At 63.3% G+C, this 8,992-nt stretch carries 12 protein-coding genes; 2 read left to right on the forward strand and 10 right to left on the reverse strand.

The features are described from left to right. Window positions 1–198: 198 nt before the first annotated feature. The 5 genes from ACTJKM_RS15070 to tatA all read right to left on the reverse strand — a co-directional run bounded on the left by ACTJKM_RS15070 (window position 199) and on the right by tatA (window position 3,663). Entirely contained in the window at window positions 199–786 is a 588-nt protein-coding gene (locus ACTJKM_RS15070) for a dual specificity protein phosphatase family protein (protein ID WP_082641181.1), read from the reverse strand. A gap of 110 nt (window positions 787–896) precedes the next feature. Beyond that, on the reverse strand, window positions 897–1,370 hold the full coding sequence (ybaK, locus tag ACTJKM_RS15075; protein ID WP_058326232.1) for a Cys-tRNA(Pro) deacylase: 474 nt from the start codon (window positions 1,368–1,370) through the stop codon (window positions 897–899). A gap of 21 nt (window positions 1,371–1,391) precedes the next feature. Then, complete coding sequence (locus ACTJKM_RS15080) at window positions 1,392–1,736, reverse strand: ArsC family reductase (protein WP_058326267.1); 345 nt, start codon at window positions 1,734–1,736, stop codon at window positions 1,392–1,394. 117 nt (window positions 1,737–1,853) lie between these two features. Then, the gene (locus ACTJKM_RS15085; protein WP_058326233.1) at window positions 1,854–2,486 is read right to left on the reverse strand and encodes a YitT family protein; all 633 of its coding nucleotides are present in this window, start codon (window positions 2,484–2,486) and stop codon (window positions 1,854–1,856) included. Between the two features lie 7 nt (window positions 2,487–2,493). Beyond that, a complete protein-coding gene (gene tatA, locus ACTJKM_RS15090; protein ID WP_058326234.1) occupies window positions 2,494–3,663 on the reverse strand; it encodes a tyrosine aminotransferase in 1,170 nt (389 codons plus the stop codon). Between the two features lie 209 nt (window positions 3,664–3,872). Here tatA and ACTJKM_RS15095 point away from each other — a divergent pair, with 209 nt between their 5' ends. Next, window positions 3,873–4,355: an Lrp/AsnC family transcriptional regulator gene (locus ACTJKM_RS15095; protein WP_058326235.1), complete on the forward strand. Its 483-nt coding sequence runs from the start codon at window positions 3,873–3,875 to the stop codon at window positions 4,353–4,355. A gap of 41 nt (window positions 4,356–4,396) precedes the next feature. On the opposite strand, the gene ACTJKM_RS15100 is transcribed toward ACTJKM_RS15095, so the two are convergent. Further along, window positions 4,397–5,455 carry a succinylglutamate desuccinylase/aspartoacylase family protein gene (locus ACTJKM_RS15100; protein WP_058324574.1) on the reverse strand — a complete coding sequence of 353 codons (1,059 nt, stop codon included), beginning with the start codon at window positions 5,453–5,455 and terminating at the stop codon, window positions 4,397–4,399. Window positions 5,456–5,731: 276 nt separating this feature from the next. Between ACTJKM_RS15100 and ACTJKM_RS15105 the strand changes: the two genes are divergently transcribed. Then, window positions 5,732–6,358, forward strand: coding sequence for a glutathione S-transferase family protein (locus ACTJKM_RS15105; RefSeq protein ID WP_058326236.1), 627 nt, complete (start codon window positions 5,732–5,734; stop codon window positions 6,356–6,358). Between the two features lie 105 nt (window positions 6,359–6,463). Here the strand turns inward: ACTJKM_RS15105 and ACTJKM_RS15110 are convergent, their stop codons facing one another. The 4 genes from ACTJKM_RS15110 to ACTJKM_RS15125 all read right to left on the reverse strand — a co-directional run bounded on the left by ACTJKM_RS15110 (window position 6,464) and on the right by ACTJKM_RS15125 (window position 8,921). Beyond that, window positions 6,464–7,375, reverse strand: a complete 912-nt coding sequence (locus ACTJKM_RS15110; RefSeq protein ID WP_058326237.1) for an alpha/beta fold hydrolase — start codon at window positions 7,373–7,375, stop codon at window positions 6,464–6,466. A 215-nt stretch (window positions 7,376–7,590) separates the two neighbouring features. Beyond that, window positions 7,591–8,004 carry a GFA family protein gene (locus ACTJKM_RS15115; RefSeq protein ID WP_058326238.1) on the reverse strand — a complete coding sequence of 138 codons (414 nt, stop codon included), beginning with the start codon at window positions 8,002–8,004 and terminating at the stop codon, window positions 7,591–7,593. Between the two features lie 123 nt (window positions 8,005–8,127). After that, on the reverse strand, window positions 8,128–8,595 hold the full coding sequence (locus ACTJKM_RS15120) for an SRPBCC family protein (RefSeq protein WP_058326239.1): 468 nt from the start codon (window positions 8,593–8,595) through the stop codon (window positions 8,128–8,130). After that, the gene (locus ACTJKM_RS15125) at window positions 8,592–8,921 is read right to left on the reverse strand and encodes an ArsR/SmtB family transcription factor (protein ID WP_057248239.1); all 330 of its coding nucleotides are present in this window, start codon (window positions 8,919–8,921) and stop codon (window positions 8,592–8,594) included. Before ACTJKM_RS15125 ends, ACTJKM_RS15120 begins: the two co-directional genes overlap by 4 nt. Window positions 8,922–8,992 lie beyond the last annotated feature (71 nt).

Below are 8,992 nucleotides of genomic sequence, written 5' to 3' on the forward strand. Positions count from 1 at the left end.
CTCCCCGCAGGCGGAGAGGGGACGTGCCCCGCCGCAACGCTGTCGAACGGAGACACTGTGAGGAGGAAATCGAGGGAGATGCTTGCTGTGGTGAGCGGTTGCCGCGAGTCTCCTTCGCCCCGCCTGCGGGGAGAAGGTGGCCGGCAGGCCGGATGAGGGGCATGGGGCAGCAAGCGCCAATCTATGACGCCTTCGTCCTCAGCTATTCAGTCCGAAGGATTTTTCGAGGGCTTCCCAGGTTTCGTCCATGGCGAAGGTGCCGGAGAGATAGGGGAGCGCGACATGGCCGTAGAGCGGCGAAAGCTGCCACTCGGCCGTCTCCTCGTCGACGCCGGCGATCTGTTGCAGGTAGATCGTAGAGACGAGCCCGGTGCGGTCGGCGCCGGCCTTGCAGTGGATCAAGAGCGGTTTCGGCGCATCCCGGAGGATCGCCATCAGCGCGTCGGTTTCGTTGCGGTCGATCTCTGCCGAGGCGGACATGGGAAAGTTGATGAGCCGGATACCGTTACGCTCGGCGGCGGCAACCTCGTCGCGGTACCAGCGCTCGTCCGGTTTCTCGCCACGCAGGTTGAGAATGGTGCGGATACCGTAGCCCTTGGAATAGGCGGCGATCGCCTCAGGGCTTGGCTGCGCCGAACGATAGACCTCACCAGCGACGAGCGTGTGGAAGTTGCCGGTCCATTGCAGGCCGACGAGATAGAGCGCCAAGGCTGCACCAAGCGCACCCGTGACGACGACGAGGCGTTTCAAAAGACGCTTCGCGGTGAGAAACCCTGCAGATGCCATGAGACAGACCCGACGCCGTTCGTGAGCGGACGTGCATGCGAAAGTTGCACAGTTTCATCCCGCTTCTGCGGCACGTATAAGGCATCTGCGATATTTTGATGGCGGGCGTTTCAGGCGATCAGCGGTGCCGCGATCGCCTTCAGTGCGGCCTGTGCGTCGTGCGGCGCGAGCCGCACCTGCAGCCCGCGCTGGCCGCCATTGATATAGACCTGCGTCTCGGCAAGCGCGGCCTCCTCGATCGCCGTCGGCACGAGCTTTTTCTGGCCGAACGGGCTGATGCCGCCGACATGGTAGCCGGTCAGCCGCTCGGCATCGGCCGGCTTCATCATGGCGGCCGACTTGCCGCCAAAAGCGCTGGCGAGCTTCTTCATGCTGACTTCGCGGTCGGAGGGCACGACGCAGCAGACTGGTTTCCCGTCGACCTCGGCCATCAGGGTCTTCAGCACCCGGCTCGGATCTTCGCCGAGCGCTTCGGCCGCCTGCAGGCCGACGCGCTCGGCATTGGGATCGTAGTCGTAGCTGTGCACGCTGAAGGCGACGCCGGCCTTCGAAAGCATTTGCGTGGCGCGCGTGGTCTTCGACATCGTTTGGCTCCGGCTCAGGCGCTACAGCGCTGCCTCGTAGAGGTCAGGCTTGAAGCCGATCAAGAGATTGCCGTCGGCCTCGAGCACCGGGCGCTTGATCATCGAGGGTTGCGTCAGCATCAGCGCAATTGCCTTTTCCTGGTCAAGGTCTTGTTTGTCGGCGTCGTCGAGCTTGCGGAAGGTCGTGCCGGCGCGGTTCAACACCGTTTCCCACCCGGCTTCCTTGCACCAGCGTTCGAGGTGCGGGCGGTCGATCCCCTCGGCCTTGTAGTCGTGAAAGCGATAGTCAATGCCCCGGCCTTCGAGCCAGGTGCGCGCTTTCTTCATCGTGTCGCAGTTCTTGATGCCGTAGATCGTAACCGTCATTCCATGCCCCAACATCGTCGTGAGCAACTCCGGGAAACCATCCGGAATCGCACAATTTCAAAGCGTGGCAGGAGTGATAGCGTCCCGGCGAGCCCGAGGGAAGACGCCGACCTTGCTTCAGGTCACGCCGGCATAGCGGCCGGGCCTGTGGTTGATCGCGAGCGTCATGTTGACGACGGCTGCACCCACGACCGAAAGCACGAGGTTTGCGGGCGGCAGCACGAAGTAGGCGGCGGCAAGGATGGCGAGATCGACCGCGAGCTGGAAGTAACCGGCGCGGACGCCGAACTTTTCCTGGAGATAGATCGCTACGATGTTGATGCCGCCGAGCCCGGTGCGATGGCGGAAGAGGATGAGCAGGCCCGTGCCCATCAGTCCGCCGCCGACAACCGCCGCATAGATGGGATCGAGCCGGGCGATCTCAACCCACCCGGCCGTCAGCCGCGAAAACAGCGAGACGAGGCTGACGGCGATGAAGGTGCGCAGTGCAAACATCCAGCCGAGCCGTTTGACCGCCAGGACGTAGAAGGGCAGGTTGACGAGGGAGAAGACCAGCCAGAACTCGGCCCCGGTTGCATACTGCAAAAGCAGCGCCAGGCCCGATGTGCTGCCGGTCAAGAGCATCGCCTTGCTGTAGATGATGACGCCGAGCGACATGATCAGCGTGCCCATGAGAATCGCCAGCGCATCCTCATAGAGGCGATGGCGTTCTACCGGGGCTTCGGACACGTCGATGCTGCGCTCGGCCATCTTATCCTCAGAGGCTTTTGAACTTGGCGATGACGCCCTCGACTTCGGCCGTCTTCAGGCCGGCGATGTTGATGCGGCCGGAGCCGGGCATGTAGATGCCGTGCTCGTTCCGGAGCCGCATCACATCGGCCTCTGCGAGTGGCAGCAGCGAGAACATGCCTTCCTGGCTGGCGACGGCGCCGAGCGCCTGCCAGCGATCGCGCAGGCCCTCGGCCAGCGCCCGTCGGATGTTGGTGATACGCAACCGCATGGTTTCGAGTTCTTCCTTCCAGTCGCGCTTAAGGTCGGCGTCGGAAAGGATCAAACGCACGATGGCGGCGCCATGATCCGGCGGCATCGAATAGCTGGTGCGCGCGAGGCCGGCGAGGTTGGAGCGGACCGTATCGGCCGAGGAGGACGAGGTCGTCACCGCGAAGATCGCGCCGGCGCGCTCGCGATAGAGGCCGAAGGACTTGGAGCAGGAGACGGCAACCAGCGCCTCGGGCACGACGCCGATCAGGTGGCGAAGGCCGGCGACATCCTCGTCGAGGCCACGGCCGAACCCCTGATAGGCGAGATCGACGAGCGGCAGTAGGCCGCGCTCGGCGATGACGGCGGCAAGCTCCATCCACTGTGCTTCGGTAATCACGCCGCCGCTCGGGTTGTGGCAGCTCGCATGCAGCAATACGGCGTCGCCGGCAGAGGCTCCCTGCAGCGCGGTGATCATGTTGTCGAAGAGCACCGTCTGTGTTGGTACATCGAAGAACGGGTAGCCGGCGGGTTCAAGGCCGGCCGTCTTGAAGATGCTCGCATGGTTCGGCCAGCTCGGCAGGCCGATCCAGATGCGCTTGCCGCCCATCTGATGGATGAGGTCGGCCGCGAGCCTGAGAGCGCCGGAACCCCCCGGCGTCTGCACGCCGGCAATGTGGCTGCGATCGATGGTATCGCCGCCGACCAGCGTCCAGAGATGATCTATGAAGACGAGGTCGCCTTCCGGGCCGACATAGGCCTTGCTGTCCTGGGTTTCGAGCAACCGCTTCTCGGCCGCCTTGACGGCGCGGAAGATCGGCGTGTGGCCGGTTTCGTCGCGGTAGACGCCGACGCCGAGATCGACCTTTCCGGGGCGTTCGTCCTTGCGGTAGAGCCCGATCAGGGCCAGCAACGGATCGTCGGGTTGGCGGGTCAGTGCGTCGAACATGCCGGAAAATCCCCCTTGAATGGCAGCGATGCGTTATCGGTCGAGAATGCCTGCCGGCCGCCGTTCCTCCGGCTTGCCCTGCGGCTTCCTTCTTAAGTCAGGATCAGCGCAAAATCGATGCGATTTTTGCCGCAGAAGCAATATCGACAGCGTGCTATTTGCGCAAAACTCTGCAATTGATTTGCTGATTTGCGCGTTGGAGCTTGGTGATGGTTGAAAAGGTGGTGATGGAACTGGATCAGGTTGACCGACGCATCATCCGTCTGCTCGTCGAGGATGCGTCGTTGAGCAACAACGAGCTCGCGGCCCGGGTCGGTCTCTCGCCGGCGCCGCTGTCGCGCCGCCTCGCCAGGCTCTATGCGACGGGCGTCATCCGCCAGCAGGTCGTGGTCGATCCGAAGGCTGCCGGTGTCGGTTTCCAGGCGTTCGTCGAAGTGACGCTGGAGCGCACCGCAAGCAAGGTCGGTCACCGTTTCATCGAGTTGGTTTCGCGCATGCCTGAGGTGGTGGAATGCCACACGGTCGCCGGCGACTTCGATTTTCTCCTGAAGATCGCCGTGCGCGACGTCGCCGACTACAAGCGCCTGCTCTGGAGCGAGTTCGAACAGATTGCAGAGATCAAGACGCTGCGCTCGACCATCCTTCTCGATAGCCCAAAGATGACAGCCGCCACCTTGGGTGACGGCCGCTGAATGAGGCGATTGGGGACGGCTTCGCGCTTCCTCGGGATTGCTTAGGCTTCGAGTGGTCCCGGCTTGCGCGCGGCGTTAGAGGGCTGAGCGCAGGCGATCTTCATCAGGTCCGAACGTCGGCGTGCAAGGCGGGTCGAGACGCGGGTGACGATCAGCCCATCCTGCGGCGCGTGCACGTCGACGGTCCCGCCGGCCTGGCCCGGCCGCGCGAGAATGGTGGCGAGCAGGTCGCCCGCCTTCACGCTTTCGCCGATGTCGCGATGAAACAGGATGGCGCCCGCCTCCGGCGCGCGGATCATCTCGATGTTGTCGAGGGGGGCGACGATGCCGGCGAACGGCGCGATCGCCTCTTCGTCACCGGTAACGACGCCACGGGCGACGAGGAAGCGGAAGACACCCTCTGCGTCCTTACGGGCAAGCTCCGGATAAACGTCGCGCGTGCCGCGAAGCTCGACGGTGACCGAGAGACGTCCCGGCACACGCGCCTTCTTCTGCCCGGTCTCATATTTCCAGGCATAGGCGACAGCCTCCTCGAAGGCGGAACTTTCGCCGTCCGAGAGGAAGACCGCTTCCATGTCGAGCGCAGAAGCGAGGTCGCCCGCCTCCGGCCAGAAGGCATCGTCGATATAGGCGTATTGCAGCGCCTCGTCGTCGCAGTGAAGGTCGAGCATCAGGTCGGCGCCGAGCGCCATATGCAGCAGCTGGCGCTTTAGCCGGTCGGTCGCCGAATAACGATCGAGATCCTCGATGAGGTAGTCCCGGTCGGCAAGCGAGATCAGCGGGAAATCGCGGTTGAAGTTGGTGCGTGAGCCGAGGTCGAAGCGGCCCTGCAACTCGCCGAAATGCGATTGCGCCGTGCCGATCGGATTTGCCTGCGGCACGACTGTGATGTCGCCGAGGATGGCGCCGTCTTTTTCTGCCTGCTGCAGCTTTTCGAGCAGGAAATGCGCCAGCGCGGTGCCCGGCAACTCGTTGGCGTGCAGCGCCGCCTGGATATAGGTCTTCGGTGCCGCGGCATTCCTGCCCTTGAAGCGGTAGACAGGCAGGCGCCATTCGATGCCGGACGTATCGCCGGCGATGATGATTTCGGAAATGTCCATGGGCTCCTCCCGTATCGTTTTGTTGGTGGCGCTTATCGGCATTCCAACGGCGCTCCGCAAGTCGCTAAGAACTGGGGTGCGGAATCGGGTTGCGCCGAAGTCGCTCTGGCTTTGACCTCCGGGGAAGGCCTATTGTTCCCAGAAACCGCTACAGCGCCGCGCGTCTTATGAGACGCGCAAAGGTCGCTGTAGCACTTTGAAGTGCTGCATGTTTTTGTCCTTATAATCGGCGACGATTAAAGGAAACATGCAGCGGCACAGGCAGGAGACGGCAAAATGATCCTGATCGGCCAATACGACTCTCCGTTCGTTCGTCGCGTGGGCATCGCGCTCACGCTCTACGGTATCCCCTTCGAACACCGCCCCTGGTCGTCCTTCGGCAACGCCGACGAGATTCGAGCCCACAATCCGCTGACGCGCGTGCCGACCCTGGTGCTGGACGATGGGCTGGCGCTCACCGACAGCCACATCATCCTCGACTATCTCGATAGCCTCGTTTCCGACGATCAGGTCATGTTCCCGCGAACCGAGCCGGCACGACATCGGGCACTCCGGGTCGCCACGCTCGCGACCGGCCTTGGCGACAAGGCGGTCAGTCTTTTCTACGAGAAACGCCTGCATGGCGAAGTCTCGGCGCTCTGGGTCGATCGCTGCCGCCGCCAGATCGAGGAAACGCTCGGCGTGCTCGAGGCGAGCCGTGCGCAAGGCCAGAGCGAATACTGGTTCTCGGAGCGCATCGGTCATGTCGATATCGCCGTTGCGGTCGTCCTGCGGTTCCTTAACGACGTGCATACCGATCTTGTGGCGATCTCGAACTACCCTCATCTGCAGGCACATGCGCAGAAGCTGGAAGCGCTCCCCGTGTTCCAGACGATCAGCCAACCTTTCATTCCGCCCGCTTGAGGCTTCAGCGCGCTCCGGCGAGCGGCAAAGTGCAGCAATGCCGCGCGTCGGAGAGGACGCGCGGCGATCTCGATCGGCAATGCTGGCTGGCTTCAGGCGCTCCGGCTACTCGGCGTCGAGGAAGCTGCGGATCGCTTTCACCGTGGCTTCCGGTTGCTCCTCCATCAGCCAGTGGCCGGATGCCGGAATGACCACGCCCGTGACGTTTTCGGCAGCCGCGCTGGCAACGACGGCCATCGTGGGGCCGAAGGATTTTTCGCCGCCAACGGCCAGAACCGGCATGCCGAGTTTGCCCTGCTTCAGGAGGGCCTGGTTGTCGGTCGCGTCCTGGTCGAAGGCTGCGAACTGGGCGAAACCGGCGCGCATCGCCCCCGGCTGGGCATAGAGCTTGGCGTAGTGTTCGCGCGATGCTTCGTCCCACTTCTTCGGGTCGGCGGAGAATTCGTTCCAGAAGCGATCGAGATAGATGCGCTCGCGGCCGGCAACCAGGCGCTCCATGTCAGGCCCGCCAAAACGGAAGTGCCAGAGCAGCGGGTTCTTGAGGATCTCTTCCCAAGGGCCGATGCCGGGAAGCGGCGCATCCATGAGCACAAGTTTTGTCGTCCGGGACGGGTACTGCGCGGCAAATTGGTAGCCGACCATGTTGCCGATGTCGTGCGCGACAACGTCGACCTTTTCCGCCTTCAAGGCGTCGAGCACGCCGGCGATATCTTTTGCTTCGTTCTTCTTGTCGTAGCCGGTTGCCGGTTTCTCAGAGAGCCCCATGCCCCTGAGGTCGGGCACGATGACGCGGTGGTCGCGGGCAAGCTCGGCGGCAAGCGGCGCCCACATGTCGCCGGTCTCGCCATAGCCGTGCAGCAGCACGACGGTTGGCCCGGACCCGCCGATGCGGACGTGAAGGGTGGTGCCGTTGGTGGCGATGTCCTGGGTGGTGAAGGTCGCCGGATAGGCCTGAACGTCGGCCAGGGCCGGGGCGGCAAGGGCGATGGCTGCGCTGGCAATGAGGGAACGGAGCATTCTGTCTCTCCTGTTTGTCGGTATGTGCCAAAAGGCGTTTCGATAAGCAGAAGATGACATTGGGCCGTTGTTCGAACTAGTAGCCGAAAAGCGGAGTTATTGTTCGCCTTCGCCGAACGATGTGCGGTCTTGTTCTCGTTCCCACCGGGGTAGCGACCAGATGGGTGTGGGCGGGCACTCCATGGCCCGCCCTGCGAAACCTTCGATTGGCTGTCCTACGCCGGCGGCATCTTCTCGAATTTGGTCAGTGCCGGATCGAGATGGTCCCAGTCATGCCCGCGTATGCCGTAGGTCACGACCTGAGGCTTGTAGCGGCTGGGATCGTCGAGGCTTGCCGCGCGCACGCTGAAGAACTCCGGCATGGCCGAAAAGGTCATGTAGACGGGCGAGCCGCAGGTGGGACAGAAGCCGCGCGTTTTCACATGGCCGCTATCGGCGACCATGTCCCAGTGCGTGGCTTCGCCTTCGAGCTTCACGCCGTCGCGGCGGAACGTCATATGCGATCCATGTCCGGTTCCGCTCTCGTGCTGGCAGTCGCGGCACTGGCAGTCGTTGGAGAAAACCGGTTCTCCGGAGATTTCGTAGCGGATCGCACCGCAGGCGCATCCGCCGATATAGGACTTGCTCATACATTCCTCCTGTTTCGGGCACGGCAAAGCCTGGCGCGCGGCCGTAAGGGCGACGCCGACCATTCTCTTTGCTCGTTCGGGTTGGTGAGGTGCCGGATCGCCGTGACGATCCGGCTTTAGCATTTAGTGCTGTTCGTCGGTGACAGAGCCGAGGCGCCACAGGACCTTCGTCCAGCCCTCGCTCATGTTCTTGTAGGCGCTGTCGTTCTTCGGCGTGACGAAGCCGGAATGCACAAGGCGAAGACGGGTGCCGTTGTCGACCTTTGCCAGCGTCCAGGTGACGACCGTATCGAGGCGGGAGCCGTAGCCGGTATTGCCCTCGTGCCCGCCCTGCCAGGAGTAGACGAAGCGCTCATGCGGACGCACCTCCAGCACCTGGCAACGGATCGTCCCGTCCCAGGCGCCGGCCGGCGTCGTCTGGAAGGTGAAATGCGTGCCCTCCACGGGTTGAAAGCCCGTCGGCGGCATGATCCATCGGCCCATCAGGTCGCCGTTGGTCAGCGTCTTCCAGATCGTCTCGGGCGTATGCGGAAACACCTCGTCGACGACGATGTCTTGCGTCTCGGACTTCAGAACTGCTGCGTCGGTCATGGATCAATCTCCTTGAGAAGTGTGCGTAGGTCGGCAAAGCGCTCGCGCCAGAAGGTGCCGTAGTGGCTCATCCAGTCGACGAGCGGCGCCAGGCCTTCGGGCTCGGCGCGGTAATAGACGTTGCGGCCCTCCGGACGCTCGGCGACGAGACCCGCCTGCTTCAGCGATTTGAGGTGCTGGGAAATCGCGCCCTGCGTCACGCCGCTGCCGCGGGTGAGCTCGACCACGGTGATTTCCTCGGCATTGGCGATGCGCTCGAAGACGGCGCGCCTTGTCGGGTCGGCAAGGGCGCGCATGACGGCGGTGATGGGGGCGGTTTCAATCATCATGGCTAAATCATTAGTGTAGGCTGATTGATTAGTCAACACTATTTGTTTCGCCCGGCGCTCCTGAAACG

Source organism: Ensifer sp. 22460 (genome assembly GCF_052044935.1).
Classification (GTDB): domain Bacteria; phylum Pseudomonadota; class Alphaproteobacteria; order Rhizobiales; family Rhizobiaceae; genus Ensifer.

Bases quoted from the DNA above. Each gene is read 5' to 3' on its own strand.
- ACTJKM_RS15095 (WP_058326235.1), top strand. From the start codon at position 3,873: ATGGTTGAAAAGGTGGTGATGGAACTGGATCAGGTTGACCGACGCATC.
- ybaK (WP_058326232.1), bottom strand. From the start codon at position 1,370: ATGTCGAAGACCACGCGCGCCACGCAAATGCTTTCGAAGGCCGGCGTC.
- ACTJKM_RS15125 (WP_057248239.1), bottom strand. From the start codon at position 8,921: ATGATTGAAACCGCCCCCATCACCGCCGTCATGCGCGCCCTTGCCGAC.
- ACTJKM_RS15110 (WP_058326237.1), bottom strand. From the start codon at position 7,375: ATGCTCCGTTCCCTCATTGCCAGCGCAGCCATCGCCCTTGCCGCCCCG.
- ACTJKM_RS15070 (WP_082641181.1), bottom strand. From the start codon at position 786: ATGGCATCTGCAGGGTTTCTCACCGCGAAGCGTCTTTTGAAACGCCTC.
- ACTJKM_RS15120 (WP_058326239.1), bottom strand. From the start codon at position 8,595: ATGACCGACGCAGCAGTTCTGAAGTCCGAGACGCAAGACATCGTCGTC.
- tatA (WP_058326234.1), bottom strand. From the start codon at position 3,663: ATGTTCGACGCACTGACCCGCCAACCCGACGATCCGTTGCTGGCCCTG.
- ACTJKM_RS15115 (WP_058326238.1), bottom strand. From the start codon at position 8,004: ATGAGCAAGTCCTATATCGGCGGATGCGCCTGCGGTGCGATCCGCTAC.
- ACTJKM_RS15100 (WP_058324574.1), bottom strand. From the start codon at position 5,455: ATGGACATTTCCGAAATCATCATCGCCGGCGATACGTCCGGCATCGAA.
- ACTJKM_RS15085 (WP_058326233.1), bottom strand. From the start codon at position 2,486: ATGGCCGAGCGCAGCATCGACGTGTCCGAAGCCCCGGTAGAACGCCAT.
- ACTJKM_RS15105 (WP_058326236.1), top strand. From the start codon at position 5,732: ATGATCCTGATCGGCCAATACGACTCTCCGTTCGTTCGTCGCGTGGGC.
- ACTJKM_RS15080 (WP_058326267.1), bottom strand. From the start codon at position 1,736: ATGACGGTTACGATCTACGGCATCAAGAACTGCGACACGATGAAGAAA.